15 protein-coding genes and 1 tRNA gene are annotated in these 16520 nt (G+C 65.3%); 10 read left to right on the top strand and 6 right to left on the bottom strand.

The genetic code is table 11. The features are described 5' to 3' along the window. Positions 1–217: 217 nt before the first annotated feature. From lipB to ctaD, 3 genes are all read left to right on the top strand, one after another. Positions 218–913 (top strand): lipoyl(octanoyl) transferase LipB, encoded by a 696-nt coding sequence (gene lipB, locus EG244_RS18345; protein ID WP_124966622.1) that lies wholly within the window; start codon positions 218–220, stop codon positions 911–913. A 97-nt stretch (positions 914–1010) separates the two neighbouring features. Next, entirely contained in the window at positions 1011–1322 is a 312-nt protein-coding gene (locus EG244_RS18340) for a hypothetical protein (protein ID WP_124966619.1), read from the top strand. Positions 1323–1617: 295 nt separating this feature from the next. Further along, a complete protein-coding gene (gene ctaD, locus EG244_RS18335) occupies positions 1618–3288 on the top strand; it encodes a cytochrome c oxidase subunit I (protein ID WP_124966618.1) in 1671 nt (556 codons plus the stop codon). A gap of 192 nt (positions 3289–3480) precedes the next feature. On the opposite strand, the gene EG244_RS18330 is transcribed toward ctaD, so the two are convergent. Further along, on the bottom strand, positions 3481–3942 hold the full coding sequence (locus tag EG244_RS18330) for a GatB/YqeY domain-containing protein (RefSeq protein ID WP_124966617.1): 462 nt from the start codon (positions 3940–3942) through the stop codon (positions 3481–3483). A 171-nt stretch (positions 3943–4113) separates the two neighbouring features. Here EG244_RS18330 and carA point away from each other — a divergent pair, with 171 nt between their 5' ends. After that, a complete protein-coding gene (gene carA, locus EG244_RS18325; protein ID WP_124966616.1) occupies positions 4114–5271 on the top strand; it encodes a glutamine-hydrolyzing carbamoyl-phosphate synthase small subunit in 1158 nt (385 codons plus the stop codon). Between the two features lie 130 nt (positions 5272–5401). After that, positions 5402–7456, top strand: a complete 2055-nt coding sequence (locus EG244_RS18320; RefSeq protein WP_233589066.1) for a glycosyltransferase — start codon at positions 5402–5404, stop codon at positions 7454–7456. A 630-nt stretch (positions 7457–8086) separates the two neighbouring features. On the opposite strand, the gene EG244_RS18315 is transcribed toward EG244_RS18320, so the two are convergent. After that, positions 8087–8752 carry a GntR family transcriptional regulator gene (locus EG244_RS18315; protein ID WP_124966615.1) on the bottom strand — a complete coding sequence of 222 codons (666 nt, stop codon included), beginning with the start codon at positions 8750–8752 and terminating at the stop codon, positions 8087–8089. Between the two features lie 80 nt (positions 8753–8832). On the opposite strand from EG244_RS18315, the gene EG244_RS18310 reads away from it, so the two are divergent. From EG244_RS18310 to EG244_RS18300, 3 genes are all read left to right on the top strand, one after another. Continuing rightward, positions 8833–9498: a pyrimidine 5'-nucleotidase gene (locus EG244_RS18310; protein WP_124966614.1), complete on the top strand. Its 666-nt coding sequence runs from the start codon at positions 8833–8835 to the stop codon at positions 9496–9498. 99 nt (positions 9499–9597) lie between these two features. Further along, positions 9598–9831 carry a hypothetical protein gene (locus tag EG244_RS18305; RefSeq protein WP_124966613.1) on the top strand — a complete coding sequence of 78 codons (234 nt, stop codon included), beginning with the start codon at positions 9598–9600 and terminating at the stop codon, positions 9829–9831. Between the two features lie 75 nt (positions 9832–9906). Next, the gene (locus tag EG244_RS18300; RefSeq protein WP_124966612.1) at positions 9907–11106 is read left to right on the top strand and encodes a UbiH/UbiF family hydroxylase; all 1200 of its coding nucleotides are present in this window, start codon (positions 9907–9909) and stop codon (positions 11104–11106) included. Between the two features lie 14 nt (positions 11107–11120). Here EG244_RS18300 and EG244_RS18295 read toward each other — a convergent pair whose 3' ends face one another. Then, the gene (locus tag EG244_RS18295; RefSeq protein ID WP_124966611.1) at positions 11121–12110 is read right to left on the bottom strand and encodes an asparaginase; all 990 of its coding nucleotides are present in this window, start codon (positions 12108–12110) and stop codon (positions 11121–11123) included. Between the two features lie 191 nt (positions 12111–12301). Between EG244_RS18295 and EG244_RS18290 the strand changes: the two genes are divergently transcribed. After that, positions 12302–12838 carry an invasion associated locus B family protein gene (locus tag EG244_RS18290; protein ID WP_325050401.1) on the top strand — a complete coding sequence of 179 codons (537 nt, stop codon included), beginning with the start codon at positions 12302–12304 and terminating at the stop codon, positions 12836–12838. A gap of 88 nt (positions 12839–12926) precedes the next feature. Further along, positions 12927–13003: transfer RNA gene (locus EG244_RS18285), tRNA-His, on the top strand. A 971-nt stretch (positions 13004–13974) separates the two neighbouring features. Here EG244_RS18285 and EG244_RS18280 read toward each other — a convergent pair. Genes EG244_RS18280 through exbB form a run of 3 tightly spaced genes read right to left on the bottom strand, consistent with a single transcriptional unit; the run spans position 13975 to position 16424 of the window. Then, positions 13975–14841 (bottom strand): TonB C-terminal domain-containing protein, encoded by an 867-nt coding sequence (locus tag EG244_RS18280; RefSeq protein ID WP_124966610.1) that lies wholly within the window; start codon positions 14839–14841, stop codon positions 13975–13977. Then, positions 14838–15302: a TonB system transport protein ExbD gene (gene exbD, locus EG244_RS18275; RefSeq protein WP_124966609.1), complete on the bottom strand. Its 465-nt coding sequence runs from the start codon at positions 15300–15302 to the stop codon at positions 14838–14840. Before exbD ends, EG244_RS18280 begins: the two co-directional genes overlap by 4 nt. Before the next feature lie 3 nt (positions 15303–15305). Continuing rightward, positions 15306–16424: a tonB-system energizer ExbB gene (gene exbB, locus EG244_RS18270; protein ID WP_124966608.1), complete on the bottom strand. Its 1119-nt coding sequence runs from the start codon at positions 16422–16424 to the stop codon at positions 15306–15308. Between the last annotated feature and the right edge of the window lie 96 nt (positions 16425–16520).

The raw sequence follows: 16520 nt of genomic DNA, 5'->3' as shown, positions 1-16520 counted from the left end.
GCGTCTACCAATTCCGCCACAACCGCACCGTTCCGAACTGGTAGGAGCCTTCTAGCCATAAGCCTCCGGGATGAAAAGGGGATTTTTCAGAAAACTTCACCGCCGCGCGAATTTTTTCTCCCGATTATCGGGACCCGCCCTGCCCCATGGCAAAATCTGCAGCCAGGGCCTAAATCGGGCAGGAACGGTGGATGGCCGAGAGAGGTTCGTGATGCTCATTGATGGTGTGGAATGGTGCTGGCTGCCGGGGCTGTCGGACTACCGGGAGACGCTTGCCGCCATGGAAGCGCGGGTTGAGGCGATCTCGGCAGGCACCGCGCCCGAGGCGATCTGGCTGCTGGAGCATCCGCCGCTTTACACCGCCGGAACCTCAGCGCGGGCAGAGGATCTGACCGAGCCGGAGCGCTTTGCGGTGCATCCGGTCGGGCGCGGCGGGCAATATACCTATCACGGCCCCGGCCAGCGGGTGATTTATGTCATGCTCGATGCCGGGAAACGCGGCCGCGATGTGCGCTGCTTTGTGCGCGCGCTGGAGGCCTGGGTCATCGCGGCGCTGGCCGAGTTCAACGTGAAGGGCGAGATCCGTCAGGGCCGCGTGGGCGTCTGGGTCCCGCGCCCCGACAAGCCAAAGCAGCCCGACGGCAGTCTGGCTGAGGATAAGATCGCCGCCATCGGCATCAAGCTGCGCCGCTGGGTCAGCTATCACGGCATCTCGATCAATCTCGAGCCGGACCTGAGCCATTTTTCCGGCATCGTGCCCTGTGGCATCCGCGATCACGGGGTGACCTCTCTGGTCGACCTGGGGCTTCCGGTGACCATGCAGGATCTGGACGCGGCGCTGATGAAAAGTTTCTCCGAGGTGATCCCCACCCATCCCGGCACCAGCAGCACCGGGCAGTGCACGGCGGTGTGATGGCGCTGGCAGGGGCGCGGCCTCTTGCAACCAGGAGGGCTGCGCCTCAGATATTACCCGAGCGCCCCCGACCGACGCCCGCCAAAAGGAGACTGAGATGCCCCGCCTGCCCCTCATTGCAGCCCTTGCGCTGACCGCTGGTCTCTCTGCCTTTGCGCCGCAGTCGGCGCTGGCACAAAACGGCATGCGACAGCCGCTTTACGGCAAAACCGACAGCCTTGGTGATCCCGGACGGATCGGCCCGAACGGCGCTTTGATCAAAAAGGTCGTCGCGGGAGATTTCTTCAACTTCCGCGAACTCGCTGAGATGGATCTGGAGCCGCAGGACGTCATCACCCTGACGATGTTCACCACCCTGCCGCGCCGCGCGCCGCGCGATTATCTGCAGAGCCCCTTCCCGGTTCGCTGAGCCAGCCACTTCCACACTCGGGCAGTAGCGGGGGCCGCGGCCCGCAATCCCGGCGCGGCTCAACCCTGAGGTGGCATGGCGGTCCGGCATGGGACAATTGCATCCCTTGACGGTGAAGTGCGCTCAAAACATGGCAAAATCTGGCATTTGCATCACGCTCTGAGGCTCTGGCGCAAACTCCGCCATTGCGACGGGATGCCGCACGTCTTACAACCCCGACAGAGAATTGGCACGTGCAGGCAGGATTCTGCCCGATTCCTTCCTGCGCGCACTTAACACCGAACGGGAGACGAGCATGGCCGACGCCGCCATCCATGGCCATGGTGAACACGACACCCGCGGGTTCTTTACCCGCTGGTTCATGTCCACCAACCACAAGGATATCGGGATCCTTTACCTTCTGACCGCAGGCCTCGTCGGCCTGATCTCGGTCTTGTTCACCGTCTATATGCGCATGGAGCTCATGGAGCCCGGCGTTCAGTACATGTGCATGGAAGGCGCGCGCCTGACGGCAGCTGCCACGGCAGATTGTACGCCCAACGGTCACCTCTGGAACGTGCTGATCACGGCCCACGGCATCCTGATGATGTTCTTCGTGGTGATCCCCGCGCTGTTTGGCGGTTTCGGCAACTACTTCATGCCGTTGCAGATCGGCGCGCCGGATATGGCGTTCCCGCGTCTGAACAACCTCTCCTACTGGCTTTACTTCGCCGGTACCGCGCTGGCGGTCTGCTCGGTGCTGGCACCGGGTGGCAACGGCCAGCTCGGCTCGGGCGTGGGCTGGGTGCTTTACCCGCCGCTTTCGGTGCGCGAAGACGGTCTGTCGATGGATCTCGCGATTTTCGCGGTGCACGTCTCGGGTGCCTCGTCGATCCTTGGTGCGATCAACATCATCACCACCTTCCTGAACATGCGCGCCCCGGGCATGACGCTGCATAAAGTGCCGCTCTTTGCCTGGTCGGTCTTTGTGACTGCCTGGCTGATCCTGCTGGCCCTGCCCGTTCTGGCCGGCGCGATCACCATGCTGCTGACCGACCGCAACTTCGGCACCACCTTCTTCGACCCCTCGGGCGGCGGCGATCCGGTGCTTTATCAGCACATCCTGTGGTTCTTCGGCCACCCGGAAGTGTACATCATCATTCTGCCGGGCTTCGGGATCATCTCCCACGTCATCGCAACCTTCTCGCGCAAGCCGGTCTTCGGTTACCTGCCGATGGTTTACGCGATGGTGGCGATTGGTGTTCTGGGCTTCGTCGTCTGGGCGCACCACATGTATACTGTGGGGATGTCGCTGACGCAGCAGTCCTACTTCATGATGGCCACCATGGTCATCGCGGTGCCAACCGGCGTGAAGGTCTTCTCCTGGATTGCCACCATGTGGCGCGGCTCGATCTCGTTTGAGACGCCGATGCTCTGGGCCTTTGGCTTCCTGTTCCTGTTCACCGTGGGCGGTGTGACCGGGATCGTGCTGAGCCAGGCCGGTGTGGACCGTGCCTATCACGACACCTATTACGTCGTGGCGCACTTCCACTACGTGATGAGCCTGGGTGCGATCTTCGCGATCTTTGCGGGTATCTATTACTGGTTCTCGAAGATGACCGGCAAAGCCTATCCGGAATGGGCGGGCAAGCTGCACTTCTGGATGATGTTCATCGGTGCCAACCTGACCTTCTTCCCGCAGCACTTCCTGGGTCGTCAGGGCATGCCGCGCCGTTACATCGACTATCCGGCTGCCTTTGAGTACTGGAACTACGTCTCGTCGATCGGTGCGTTCATTTCCTTCGCCTCCTTCGTGTTCTTCCTTGGCGTCATCGCCTGGGCGCTGAAATGGGGCAAAGCGGACACCCGCCCGAACCCGTGGAACGAATACGCCGACACCCTTGAGTTCACTCTGCCCTCGCCGCCGCCGGAGCATACCTTCGAGCAGCTGCCCAAGCAGTCGGACTGGGATCGCGCCCACCACTGATCAAAAAGGCCCCGGGAAACCGGGGCCTTTTTCTTTGCCGTGCCACCTGCAAATAGAGGCGAAAGAGACACTCTCAACCTGCATTCTGACCGCCGGCCCCCTTGGCCGAGGATGCGCGATGACCTTGAGAGGTCTGAGGACAGCGGCGCTTGTTGCCACCACCTTTACCCTGCCGCAGAGCGCCGCAAGCGCTTACATCAGGCGGGCTTTGACCGCGGCCCCGACGGTCGAGAAATCCATCGAGCCGGTGTATGTCTCTTTCAGCGCCGCCATGACCTTGCCCATATCGCGGATGCCCGAGGCCCCGGTCGCGGCGATCACCGCAGCGATAGCGGCCTCCGTTTCCGCAGCCGTCAGCTGACGCGGCAGGAAATCCTCAATGATGGTGATCTCAGAAAGTTCCTTCGCCGCCAGTTCCAGCCGGCCGCCCTCCTCGTAGATCTTTGCGCTTTCCTGGCGCTGGCGCACCATCTTGCCCAGCAGCGCCAGGATCTCGCCATCGGCGATCCCTTCGGCGGAGGCGCCCTCACCGCGCGCGGCGATATCCCGGTCGCGGATGGCCGCGCTGATCAGGCGCAGGGTCGAGGTTCGCGCCGCGTCGCGCGCCTTCATAGACTGTTTGAGGCCGTCGTTAATGCTGTCGCGCAGAGACATGATGAAACCTTCCGAATTGGGACGCGCAAAGCCTAATCTGACCACCCTTTGTGATCAAGTCTTCACCATTTTCGCAACGCATTGATTTTACTATAAAAACCTTTTCTCACAAACCCTTGACCCCGGCCCTCCGGAGGCATAGTTTCCGCCCCGTTTATCCCGGAGTTGCCCATGCCAAACGCTGCCCCCCGCCCCACCGCCTGCCTGGCCCTCGCTGACGGGACGCTGTTTTACGGTCAGGGTTTCGGCGCCGTTGGCGACACGGTTGCCGAGCTGGTGTTCAACACCTCGATGACCGGCTATCAGGAAATTCTGACCGATCCGTCCTATGCCGGTCAGGTCGTCACCTTTACCTTCCCGCATATCGGCAACACCGGCGCCACGCCCGAGGATGACGAAAGCGTCGAGACCCCGGCCGCGGCCGGTCTTGTGGTGAAATGGGACCCGACGGAGCCGTCGAACTGGCGCGCGACCGATGATCTGGTCACCTGGCTGAAAAAGCACAACCGCATCGCCATCGGCGGCATCGACACCCGCCGCCTGACCCGTGCCATCCGCCAGCAGGGCGCGCCGCATGTGGCGCTGGCCCATGATCCGGAAGGCAATTTCGACATCGAGGCGCTGGTTGCCAAAGCCCGCGCCTGGAAGGGCCTGGTGGGTCTCGATCTCGCCAAAGACGTCACCTGCGCGCAAAGCTACCGCTGGAATGAAAAGACCTGGGCCTGGCCCGAGGGCTATACCCAGCGCGAAGGCGAAGGCCTGCGCGTTGTGGCCATCGACTATGGTGCCAAGCGCAACATCCTGCGCTGCCTTGCTTCGGCGGGCTGCGATGTGACCGTGCTTCCGGCAACCGCCACCGCAGAAGACGTGCTGGCGCTGAACCCGGAAGGCGTGTTCCTCTCGAACGGCCCTGGTGATCCGGCCGCAACCGGCGTTTACGCCGTGCCGATGATCCAGGACGTGCTGAAGAAAGACATCCCCGTCTTCGGGATCTGCCTCGGTCACCAGATGCTGGCCCTCGCGCTTGGCGCAAAGACCGTGAAGATGAACCACGGCCACCACGGTGCGAACCACCCGGTGAAAGACGTTGAGACCGGCAAAGTCGAGATCACCTCGATGAACCACGGCTTCACCGTTGACAGCCAGACCCTGCCCGAGGGTGTGATTGAGAGCCATGTCTCGCTTTTTGACGGCTCGAACTGCGGCATCCGCATGACCGATCGTCCGGTCTTCTCGGTGCAGCACCACCCCGAGGCCAGCCCCGGCCCGCAGGACAGCTTCTACCTGTTCGAGCGTTTCGCTGACGCCATCCGCGCCCGCCGCGCCTGATCGTTAAGACCCGCATCCCGGGTCCGTCAAAGCCGCGCTCCTGCCAGGGGGCGCGGCTTTTGCGTGGTGGCTGCGCGGCTGGCGGGGCCTGCTTAACCGGCGATTAACCAATCGCTGCGAAGCTCTGGGGATGAAGACCGGATATGCCTTTCCCGCCCTGCCGCAACTTCCCGCCGCCCCCGATTCCCCCGGGTCGGCGGGGGATGCGCAGCTGTTAAACCTGCTGCTGAGCCGCTTTCCTGAGCAGCGCCCCGCCCTGCGCAGCGCGGGGCTGACGGCGATGCGCTGCCGCATCCCGCTGACGGATGAGCTGCGCGCGCGCAATGTGCTCTCCGAAGATCTTCTCCTGACCCTGCTCAGCGAGGTGAGCGGGCTTGCGCGCCTGACCCAGGGCCCGGCACGACCCTGCGCGGACCTGCTGCGGCTTTGCGGGGCTGCGGCCTGCCTTCAGGCGCTGTGCCTGCCGCTGGGGCGGCGTGGCGACCGGGTGATGATTGCCGTCTCAGATCCCCATGCGCTGGCCCGCATCAGGGGCTGGCCTGCATTTCACGGCCTGCGCGTCGAAGCCTGCCTCGCCGCGCCGGCGGAGATCCGCGCGGGTCTTGCGCGGCGCGCGGCCCCTGCGCTTCTGCGCCTGGCTGAGGGGCGGCTGCCCGCGCAGCTCAGTGTGCGGGGCCTGCGCGTCGCGCGGCCCCGGCTGGCCCGCGCCGCACTTTGGTGCGCGCTTCCTGCGGTGCTGATCCTGCACCCACTGGCGGTGTTTTTGCTGCTGACGGCCTGGCTTTGCGCGGCGCTGCTCGCGTCAACGGCGCTGCGGCTTTATGCGCTGCTGCAGGCGCTGCGCCATCCGCCGCAAAAGCGCGCGCCCCCCGCCCTTGTGGCCGAGCCCCCGGTGATCTCGATCCTCGTGCCGCTTTACCGCGAGCCTGATATCGCCCCGCGCCTGCTGCGCCGCCTTGAGGCGCTGTCCTATCCGCGCGGCTGCCTTGAGGTGCTGCTGATCCTCGAAGAGCATGACCCCGACACCCTGAAGGCGCTGCGCGCGGCGGGTCTGCCTGGATGGATGCAGCTGATCGTGGTGCCAAAGGGGAGTGTCACCACCAAGCCGAGGGCGATGAATTATGCGCTGTCTTTCGCGCGCGGCAGCATCATCGGGATCTATGACGCTGAGGACGCCCCCGACAGCGATCAGCTGCTGCAGGTGGCCTCGGCCTTCGATCAGGCGCCGGATGATCTGGCCTGCCTGCAGGGCGCGCTGGATTATTATAACCCGCGCAGCAATCTGATCGCGCGGCTTTTTACGGCCGAATATGCCGCCTGGTTTCGGGTGACCCTGCCGGCGCTGCAAAGGATCGGCTTTCCGATGCCGCTGGGCGGCACCACGCTTTTCATCCGCCGCGCGCATCTGGAGCGGCTGGGGGCCTGGGATGCCCATAACGTCACCGAGGATGCCGATCTGGGCATTCGCCTGGCCCGTCACGGCCTGCGCACGCAGATGCTGCCCGTCACCACCCATGAAGAGGCAAACTGCCGCCCGCGCCCCTGGGTGCGCCAGCGCAGTCGCTGGATCAAGGGGCATATTCTGACCTGGGCCGTGCATATGCGAAGCCCGATCCGGCTGTGGCGCGATCTCGGGCCAGGCGGATTTATCGGCTATCAGGTGCTGTTTCTTGGCGCCCAGAGCCAGGTGCTGCTGGCCCCGCTGAACTGGTCGTTCTGGCTGATCTTCGCGGGCCTGCCGCATCCCGCGCGCGGCCTGATCCCCGAGCCCCTGCTGCTGGCGATGACGGGGGTTTTTCTGCTCAGTGAGGTTTTGCTGATCGCCTGCGCCACGCTTGGCCTGCAGCGTACCCGCCACGGCGGGCTCTGGACGATCACTTTACTGTTTCAGGTCTATCACCTGATGGCGGCTGTCGCGGGCTGGGCGGCACTGCGCGAGGCCTTTCGCAATCCGTTTTACTGGGCCAAAACCTCCCATGGTCATTTCGACGGAGACGCCGCGACAGAGCCGCCGCCCCCGCTGCCGCCCGGCCCCGAGCCTGCCCTCGGCGCCCCCGGGCCCGGCCCGGACCTGCACCACCCCCCCGGCGGCCCCGGTGCGCGGGCAGAGCTGTTTTCAGCCCGCGCCCCCTCCGGAAAGCGCAGCCTCTTCACGGCGAGATCCGCAGATCCCCCGGCGTTTTAAGGTGACCCGCTCAGGTCGCTTCATCCGGGTCTTGGGGGCCTTGCGCGGCGCAGAGTTTACGCTTTTCCGCGTTACCGCCGACAGGACCACAGCAGGTCCTGTCCCGTCTCAGCCTTCATGAACAAAGATGCCCCGTTCATCCCGGCACAGTAGCCCGACCGCAGGCCCGGATCGGGGAGATCCGCTGACCTGACCCGCCCGGCGCGCCGTGTTCTGTGCTCTGTGCTCTGGCACAGATGTCCGGGACCTTTGATGCGGGCAACACTGCCCCCTGGGGTCGAAGCCTCGCGGGACGGCCCCATTTCCCAGGGCATGTGCAGAGCCTGAACAGCACCCGATGCGGGACTCGCCACGGGCCGCACCCCAAAGGTTGCAGAGCGGGAGTGGCTGGAGGACGGCGTGATCATCCGGGCTTCGATGCGCACATCCGGGTTCGGACGTGATCCTCCGGGTTCCGACGCACAGCTCTCAGGGGATGAGCCTCTGTCGCCGCCGAAAAGAAGATGTCACAGCCCGTCGAAGCGCCCGGGCCATGCAGCCGTCAAAACCAAAGAACCCCACCCGGCCCAGCGTCAGGATTTGATCTCAGAAACAGCCGGTCCCGGGCGCTGACGGGCAGACCGGCCGCTCTCAGACCATCTTCACTTCCCCCGCATCGATCATCAGGCGGGTCTCAAAGGCCAGCGAGATATGGCGGCGCAGGGCCTCGCAGGCGGCGTCGCCGTCGCGCGCGGCGATGGCGGTGACCAGGGCCTCATGCTCGGCGAGCGCCGCCGAGTCGCGCCCCTCGGCCGCCAGCGAGGTCGAGGCCAGCAGCGCCATGGAGCGGTGCACCAGATCAAGCTGCTGGATCAGATAACGGTTGTGCGAGGCGAGGTGGATCTGCTTGTGAAACCGCCGGTTGGCGCGGGCGAGCGCGCCCGGATCACCCAGCAGCTTCCTGTCTTCGCGCACCATGCCCTTCAGCAGGCGGATCTCTTCTTCGCTGGCGTGCTGGGCAGCGAGACGCGCGGCCAGCCCCTCAAGCTCAGCGCGCACGGCGTAAAGCTCGGCCAGCTGGTTGTGATCGAGCGAGGCCACGATCAGGCTGCGCCCGTCGCGCGACAGCATCGACTGGGTCTCAAGCCGCTGCAGAGCTTCGCGCACCGGCGTGCGCGAAACGCCGAAGCGCTCGGCCAGTTCGGATTCCACCAGCCGGTCGCCGGGGCGATAGATCCCCGCATCAATCGCCTCAAGAATCAGCGTATAGGCGTCTTTTTGCGGCACGGGCGGGAGTTTTGCGTGTGATGCTGTCATGGGGGGGAAACCTAAGACCCCGGCGCTGCCCGGGCAAGCAAAGGATTGCGCCTGCGACGATCTCAGCCTAGCTCTGTGGCATGGAACACGCCGCCGATCCTCAGCCCGCCTTTCGCCATGTGTCGACCTGGGTCTTTGACCTCGACAATACCCTTTATGATCCCTCGGTCCGGCTGTTTGACCAGATTGAGGGGAAGATGGTCGATTACGTCATGCGCACCCTGAAGGTGGAGCGTGACACCGCCAACAGGCTGCGCCGCGAGTTCTATCTGACCTATGGCACCACGCTGGCAGGGCTGATGGAAAAACACGGCGTCGAGGCCGATCCCTTCCTCGAAGACGTCCATGACATCGATCTCAGCGCGCTGACGCCCGATCCGCTGCTGAGCGCGCGGATTGCGGCCCTGCCGGGACGGCGCATCGTTTATACCAATGCCACCGTGCCCTATGCCCGGGCGGTGCTGGAGGCACGGGGGATGACGCCGCTTTTTGATGCGGTCTATGGCGTCCAGGAGGCGGATTATCACCCCAAGCCCCGGCGGGAGGCCTTTGAGCGGATCTTCAGCCTGGATGCGGTGGTGACCCGTCAGGCGGCGATGTTCGAAGATGACCCCCGCAATCTCGCCGTGCCCCATGAGATGGGCATGCAGACCGTGCTTGTGGGCCCCGAGCCGGTGAAAGCGCCGCATATCGGCCATCATAGCCTTGATCTGAGCAGCTTTCTCGGCCGTCTGACCGGGCTCTGAGCGCCCGCCCCTTCAAGGGGGTGCGACATCACGTCCGGCTGCCGCAGAGCGGTGATAAACGGTATATCGCCCCCGCAGCTTTCACTGACGGAGGGCCCTATGGCCGCAACCGACCAACCGCGCCGCAAGGGCCTTCTCTGGCGCCTGCCGGTCATCGGCACCATCCTGCGCGACATTGAGCGTGATTTTAACTCGGTCTTCTACCTCATCGGCGGTGCCGTCAGCCTGGCGCTGTCGGCGGCGATGATCTGGGGTCTTCATGTGCTGACGCTGGTGGCGCTGGTCGAAGTCTTCCTGATGTTCTGCTTCATGATTGCGGTCACCCGCGGCTGATCACAGCCTCTCGGCTTTTCCTTTCAGGCCCTTCCGGTTAAACCGGGAGGGCCTTTTGCTGAAGGAGGGGCTGCCATGACGCGCGAGAGCTTTGATATCCTGGTCTCGGGAGGCGGTGTGGCGGGCCTTGCGGCGGCTGCGGCCTTTGGCCAGGCCGGGTTTCGCACCCTCTGCGTCGATCCCGCCCCGCCCGTAACCTCCGAGAGTGCCGCGGGGGCCGATCTGCGCACCACCGCCTTTCTGCAGCCCTCTGTGGCGCTGCTGGAGCGGGCGGGCCTTTGGGCGCGGCTCTCCCCGGAGGCCTCGGCGCTGCAGGTGATGCGGATTGTTGATGCCGGCGGCCCCGAGCCTGTGGCGCGGCTGATCCGTGACTTTGATGCCGCCGATATCTCGGATGCGCCCTTCGGCTGGAACCTGCCGAACTGGCTGCTGCGCCGCGAAATGGTGGCGCATCTGGCCACGATCTCTACGGTTGAATTCTGCCCCGGCGTGGCCACGACCGCCGTTCTGGCGCGGGAAGATGCCGCCCTGGTCACCCTGTCAAACGGACGGCAGATCCGGGCGAAGCTGCTGATCGCGGCCGACGGGCGCGATTCATTCGTGCGCCATGCGCTTGGGATTGCTGCCACCCGCACCTCTTACGGGCAAAAGGCGCTGGTCTTTTCCGTCACCCATGATCTGGCGCATGAGAATGTCTCGACCGAGATCCACCGCTCGGGCGGGCCCTTTACCCTGGTGCCGCTGCCCGCGCGGGAGGGGCAACATGCCTCCTCCGTGGTCTGGATGGAGCGCGGACCCGAGGCCGCGCGCCTGGCCGCCCTGCCCGAAGCCGCCTTTGAGGCGGAGGCCTTCACCCGCTCCTGCGGTATTCTCGGCGCGCTGAAACTCGCGACCCCGCGGCTGCTCTGGCCGATCATCACCCAAAAAGCGGCGGAGTTCACCGCGCCCCATACCGCCCTGATCGCCGAAGCCGCCCATGTGGTGCCGCCGATCGGCGCTCAGGGGCTGAATATGAGCCTGAGTGATGTGGCGAGCCTGCTCGATCTGGCCGAGGCCGCGCCCGAGGCACTCGGCAGCGCCGCCATGCTTGAGACATATGCCCGGGCGCGGGCCGGTGATATCGCGCTGCGGGTGCAGGGGATTGATCTGCTGAACCGCGCCTCGATGCTGGCACCGCAGCCTTTGCGCGATCTGCGGGCCGGGGCGCTTGGCCTCTTTTACGGCATTGCGCCGGTGCGCAAAGCGCTGATGAAAGCGGGGCTCGGCCTGCGCTGAGCCCCGCCTGACGCTCAGCCCGGGAAGCCGGGCGAGAGCCGGATATCGCCGGTCTCAAAGCCGCGCCAGTTCTTCTGCACCGGGTTCAGCCGCTTTTGTGCCGCCGGATGGGCTGCATCAAGCACGCCGTGGCGCACCAGCAGAGCCGCAATCGCAGCCTCTGAGGCGCGGGAATTGCCATCCTCAATCTTCACCGCCATGCCGAGCTTTTTCCCGGGGATGATGGCGATGAAAACCGCCTCTGCGCCGGTTTTAATGCTGACGCGGTGATCCATCGCCCGCATCAGCTCGGTGCAGGCGCGCCCCTCTCCGGCCACATACTCCGGATGCGCAGCCATCGAGCGGGCAAGCGTGAACATCGCCCGGTCGCGGGCATCCCCCTCGCCCGTCGCGCCGGCAAAGGCCGCCATAGCGCGGGCCAGACCCGTCAGCGAGGTGGCGAAATTCGGCGCCGAACAGCCATCAATGCCAAAGCCGGGGCTGCTCTCCCCCGTCACCTCATCATGGGCCTGCGCGATGGCGCGCTGCAGCGGGTGGGCGGGATCAACATATTCGGCATCGCCCTTCAGATGACGGTTCATCATCAAAAATCCGGTGTGCTTGCCAGAGCAGTTGTTGTGGATCTGGCAGGGCGCCTCACCCGCGCGGATCAGGCGGTTGCGCTCGGTGAGATCCGAGGGCTCATGACAGCCGCAGCGCAGATCGCTTTGCGACATCTCCATATCCGAGAGCCAGCGGGTGACGGCCTCAACATGCAGCGCCGCGCCCTGGTGGCTGGCACAGGCCAGCGCGATCTGATGCGGCTTCAGCCCGGCCCCGGCCCCGCTTTCCATCAGCGGCAAAGCCTGGATCATTTTGCAGCTGGAGCGCGGAAAGATCATCGCGCCCGCATCGCCCCAGGCCTCCACCAGGCCGCCTGAGCTGTGCCAGACCACCGCATGGCCGCGGTGGCGACTTTCCATCCGCCCGCCACGCCAGAGTTCTGCCATCGGAACTGCCGTCATTTTCTCATCCTTCCCGTTGAACCGTTTGCCCGTGTTTGCCCGGCATAACAGATACGCGATTTCCCGCTCAGGGGGGTTTCAACTGGCAGGGTAAACGCGCTAAAAGATGGCATATCGAGTTGAAATAACCCTCGCCACCGGAAAAGCTGGCAAAGCTGATGAGGCAGGGAACGGCTGGAGGCTTTGGGCTGATGATGAAACGAATTTCGGGCGTGCTCGCAGGTGCGGTACTCGCCGTGGGCTTCTCTGCGGCAGGTGCTCAGGCACAGTCGGCGGCACAGACGAAATGCGTCTCGGCCAAGACCGACTGGAGCGTCTGCGTCTGGGAAAAGCCGAAAGAATGCTGGGGCGTCTCGACCCCCAAGGAATCGGTCAACTCGCGCGGCGGCAAGCCGGTTCAGGTGCGCCGCGGCGATACCATGCTCTTTGTGACCTATCGGCCGGGCCAGAACGCCCGTGGTGAGGTCTCGTTCACGCCGGGCTATGCCTATGGTGCGGGCGCAACCGTGACGCTGGAAATCGGCAGCGAGAAATTCAACATGGTCACCGATGGCGAATGGGCCTGGCCGCGTGATGCCGCGCAGGACACGGCGATCCTCGCCGCCATGCGCCGCGGCAATGAGGCTGTGCTGACCGGCTCGTCCTCGCGCGGCACGGATACCCGCGATAAATTCTCGCTGCGCGGCTTCACCGCCGCCATGCAGGAGGCCGAAGGCCGCTGCAAATAAGGCTTTCGCAAAAAATATGAAAAAAGTTGAGGGCTGCCATCCGGCAGCCCTTTTCCTTTCCGTTTCCACAGGTTAAAGAAGCGCCAGTGCCGCCTTAGCTCAGTTGGTTAGAGCGCCGGATTGTGGATCCGGAGGTCCCCCGTTCGAGCCGGGGAGGCGGTACCACTTCAAAACCCGCCCGCAGCCCCGCTGCGGGCGGGTTTTGCCTGTCTGGCCTGTGGAATGTCCCGAAAAGCCAGATATGCGCTGATCCAAGGGCGCCCTCTGTAAGCCCGGGCAGTGCCCCGCAGGCAGGCATCAGATACCCCGGCGAACGGCCGTTATCAGCCATGAAACCCAGGAGATATTTGCCGATCCCCCTCAGAAAACTCTGAACCCGGCCAGGCAGAGTCAGCGCAGAGCCCCCGCCCTGCCGACAGACAGGCCAGGGAGCAGGTCGTGGCCGCGCGGCAAAGTGAACCTGCCGCCGCGAACTGCGCCGTACCGGAAGGCACCCCAAAGTGCAAAAGACGAAGCCCCGATCTTGCGCCCGCACGTCCGGCCTGGCGCGTGGCAAGGCGTAACCAGGCTGAGATCGCGCCATAGGTCCAGCCGCAGACACCGGGGGGCGTAGCGCATTTCCCCGGCTGCTTGCTGACCTTCCCCTTTGTGGCCAGAAATAAGGTCTGCGTATGGGGCCTGCCTCTGTCGGGATGCCGGTGGCGATGCTGTGAGCGGTGCTGGCCGATCTTTTGTACCGGGCAGATCCGCTTTATGCCTCACCAGAACGCAGAAGCGTCTTCCTTTTCAGGGCTATACCGGATGATCTGCGACGGGCGTTGTGTCCCCCGGAACTATTCTGGCGATAGCGGGCCAAGGAAGGGACGCAAAATCAGGCTGATGGACCGGATGCCCTGTGCCGGACCGGCGCGGGGTTCAGCACGACGCCGAGCAGGCGGTCAGGAGGTCCCGTCCCCTCGCGGGCGTCAGCATTGCGCCCGCCTGGCAGGAGGCGCACAGCGGGCCACAGGGGCTCCGGCTGTGCGGCGCAGACCGGCGGCGCGACCTTTCCGCCACTGCGATGTCCTGCATCCCGCATATATCCCCGGTGCAGAAGGGAAAAGCGCCGCCCCCATGGGGAGCAGCGCTTCAGGATGTCAGCGGATATTCACGGGCAGCACGAGATTGGTCGGCCTGCCGTCCGGGGGGGCATCCACCGCGCCGCGGCTGCGGGCCTGGGCCACCAGCTGCTGATCGACATTCGCATTGCCCGAGCTTTTGCGCAGGCTGACCCCGGTGATCTGACCACCGCCGGTGATCGAGATTGCCAGCACGGCCTGGATCCTTCCACCGGCAAAGCGCTGGCGGCGCATATGGCGGTCAAGCTGGCCCTGCACGCCGCGCTTCCAGCGCTGCATGGCATCGGCACTGGCCGCCCCCCGGGCCGAAGCGGCAGCTCCTCCGTTGCTGGCAGCGGCAGCCTGCTGTGGCGGCTGCGGGCGACGCTCGCGGCGGGGCTCTTCACGGCGCGGACGCTCTGCCCGTTCCTCGACCTTCGGAGCCTCGGGGCGACGTTTGGGACGGGTTTCGGGCGGCGGCGGCGGAGCGACAGGCTCGGGGATATCCTCGGGGGCCGGAGGTTCCGGCTCAGGCTCAGGTTCCGGTTCTGGCTCAGGCTCAGGCTCAGGCTCAGGCTCAGGCTCAGGCTCAGGCTCAGGCTCAGGCTCAGGTTCCGGCGTCTCAACCGGCTCTTCAACCGGCTCTTCTTCCTTCACCTCTTCCTGCGCTACCGAAGGGGGCTCGGGCGGGGCGGGCTCTTCGGCCACCATTTCCATGACCGGAAGATCGGTCAGATCGATGAGCAGCGCCTCGCCGCCCTCTTCGCGCCCCATCCGAACATTCAGCCAGGAGGCCAGCGCCACGGCGCCCGAAAGGGTCAGCGCAACCGCAGCCGCCGAGAGCACCCAGGCAAAGTTTTCTGCCAGGGCCCGCGAGCGCGCGATCTGCTGCGACCAGTCGTTCATGGGCGCGCCTCCGCGGCGGGGGCGGGCGCAGGACCGGTTGTGGCCGCGTCCTGACCGACCAGACCGACCTGGGTAAAGCCGCCGCTGCGCAGCAGGTTCATCAGTTCCATCAGCGCGCCGTAAGGCACCGTCTGATCGGCGCGGATGTAAAGCCGTGCCTCGGGGTCTTCCGCCGTGGCAGCGCGCAGCACCTCGGCCAGGGCCTCCCGCGCGATGGTTTCATTGCCGACCGAGATCGTCAGATCGGGCTGCAGCGTCACATAGACCGGCTCCTGCGGGCGCGGCGCTGCTGCGGCATTTGAGCGCGGAAGATTGACCGGCACATCCACCGTCGAGAGCGGAGCCGCCACCATAAAGATGATCAGCAGCACCAGCATGACGTCGATAAAGGGCGTGACGTTGATCTCAGAGTTTTCCTGCAGATCGTCGTCGCCACCACTTTGGTTGATCCCTCCGGCCACGGCTCAGTTCCCCTTCAGGTGACGGAAGTCGATGTCACGGCTCAGAAGGCGCAGCGCAGCCGCCCCGGCATCACCGAGGTTCAGTTTGTAAGCCGCGATACCACGGGTGAAATGGTTGTAGATCACCACCGCCGGGATCGCCGCCACCAGGCCGATCGCGGTCGCAAACAGCGCCTCAGCAATGCCCGGAGCCACGACGGCAAGGTTGGTGGTGCCGCTTTCTGCGATGCCGATGAAGGAGTTCATGATCCCCCAGACGGTGCCGAAAAGCCCGACAAAAGGCGAAACCGAGCCCACGGTGGCCAGCACGCCCATGCCGCGGCGCAGACGCGCGGTGGCCTGAGCGTCCACACGGCCCACGATGGAGACGGCGCGTTCTTTCAGACCCTCTGCGCCAGCGGCGTCAAGGATGGTGTCCGAGCGGCCATATTCTTCATGGATCGCGCGGGCGAGGAAAGCCGCCGGATCGCTGCGGTTGCCCAGATCGCGCACCGCCGCATCAAGAGAGGGGGCGCGGTTCAGCAGCCGCGCTGCTCTGCGGGCGCGGGCTTTGGCAAAGCCGATCTCGAACATCTTGAAAACAAAGATCGTCCAGGTGAGGAAAGCCGCAACGGCCAGCAGGATCATCACCGCTTTCACGACCGCATCGGCCTGACGGTACATGCCTTCCGGCGAGAGATCATGCGCGACGACCTCAGCGGCTGCAGCGGGGGCGGCCTGAGGGCGGTCACCGCCGCGACGCCCGTCGAGACCGACCTCGCGCAGACCCTCGGTCGCTTCCGCGCCCTCTGCGGCAGGGGCCGGCGCATCGGGTCCGGTGACGGCGGGAGCAGGGTCCGTGGCGGGCGCCGGAGGGGCGGCTTCAGAGCCGGTCCCGGTCGCCGCCGCCCCGGCAGCAGGAGCAGCGGGAGCCACCTCGCCGGCCGGTGCAGTCTGCGGTGCCGTCCCGGGCGCAACAGCAGGCGCAGCCGGAGCCACCTCAGCCGCCGGAGCCGTCAGCGGTGCGGTGACCGGTGCCGCAGGTGCAGCCCCCTGCCCGGGATCCGCCGTCTGCGCCACGGCTCCGACAGCCAGTCCGAAAACCAGAAGGGCGCTGGCGGGGAGAGTAGAAAGCCGGGGCATGGAAAGAGTCCGATCTCTGGTACGATTCGCGCGAGTTATACAAAAATAGTCAGGAATTTACAGCCCACCCTTCCCGGCCAAAGGTGACAAACTGTG

It is taken from the genome of Falsigemmobacter faecalis (genome assembly GCF_003863335.1).
Lineage (GTDB): Bacteria > Pseudomonadota > Alphaproteobacteria > Rhodobacterales > Rhodobacteraceae > Wagnerdoeblera > Wagnerdoeblera faecalis.
This window is presented reverse-complemented; position numbering and strand designations above follow the sequence as displayed.

Excerpts from the sequence above, each read along its gene's own strand:
- EG244_RS18280 (WP_124966610.1), bottom strand. The coding sequence starts at position 14,841 with ATGAACGACTGGTCGCAGCAGATCGCGCGCTCGCGGGCCCTGGCAGAA.
- EG244_RS18320 (WP_233589066.1), top strand. The coding sequence starts at position 5,402 with ATGAAGACCGGATATGCCTTTCCCGCCCTGCCGCAACTTCCCGCCGCC.
- EG244_RS18330 (WP_124966617.1), bottom strand. The coding sequence starts at position 3,942 with ATGTCTCTGCGCGACAGCATTAACGACGGCCTCAAACAGTCTATGAAG.
- EG244_RS18305 (WP_124966613.1), top strand. The coding sequence starts at position 9,598 with ATGGCCGCAACCGACCAACCGCGCCGCAAGGGCCTTCTCTGGCGCCTG.
- EG244_RS18295 (WP_124966611.1), bottom strand. The coding sequence starts at position 12,110 with ATGACGGCAGTTCCGATGGCAGAACTCTGGCGTGGCGGGCGGATGGAA.
- carA (WP_124966616.1), top strand. The coding sequence starts at position 4,114 with ATGCCAAACGCTGCCCCCCGCCCCACCGCCTGCCTGGCCCTCGCTGAC.
- ctaD (WP_124966618.1), top strand. The coding sequence starts at position 1,618 with ATGGCCGACGCCGCCATCCATGGCCATGGTGAACACGACACCCGCGGG.
- EG244_RS18315 (WP_124966615.1), bottom strand. The coding sequence starts at position 8,752 with ATGACAGCATCACACGCAAAACTCCCGCCCGTGCCGCAAAAAGACGCC.
- EG244_RS18290 (WP_325050401.1), top strand. The coding sequence starts at position 12,302 with ATGATGAAACGAATTTCGGGCGTGCTCGCAGGTGCGGTACTCGCCGTG.
- exbB (WP_124966608.1), bottom strand. The coding sequence starts at position 16,424 with ATGCCCCGGCTTTCTACTCTCCCCGCCAGCGCCCTTCTGGTTTTCGGA.
- EG244_RS18340 (WP_124966619.1), top strand. The coding sequence starts at position 1,011 with ATGCCCCGCCTGCCCCTCATTGCAGCCCTTGCGCTGACCGCTGGTCTC.
- EG244_RS18300 (WP_124966612.1), top strand. The coding sequence starts at position 9,907 with ATGACGCGCGAGAGCTTTGATATCCTGGTCTCGGGAGGCGGTGTGGCG.
- EG244_RS18310 (WP_124966614.1), top strand. The coding sequence starts at position 8,833 with ATGGAACACGCCGCCGATCCTCAGCCCGCCTTTCGCCATGTGTCGACC.